The organism is Paenibacillus sp. F024, assembly GCF_057814255.1.
Window position 1 is genome coordinate 1 of sequence record NZ_JBVASZ010000116.1, and the last position, 348, is coordinate 348.

Consider the following 348-nt stretch of genomic DNA (forward strand, 5'->3'; position numbering starts at 1 on the left):
GCAACCGGATCAGAAATGAATTCAGGCTCGGTCATCACCAATTGTGAAACGCAGGAAAAGTACGGTTGGAGCAATCCGCTGGTGTTCCCTAAGTTCTCAATACTTAATCCCGAGTTTACCTATACGGTACCCAAAGACCAAACGATTTACGGGATCGTAGATATTATGTCTCACGTGATAGAGCAGTATTTCAACCATACCGTAAATTCCCCCATTCAGGACGGGTTTTGCGAAACCATTCTACGGACCTTCATCGCCACAGCGCCAAAGGTGCTGGAAAATCCGAAGCAATACGAATATCGCGAAACGATTATGTACAGCGGCACGATGGCATTGAACGGCACCCTT

1 pseudogene is annotated in these 348 nt (G+C 46.8%); it reads left to right on the forward strand.

Annotated features, from left to right (window positions below):
• Positions 1-348, forward strand: a pseudogene (locus ACZYR9_RS27615) (NADH-dependent alcohol dehydrogenase); the annotation flags it as partial.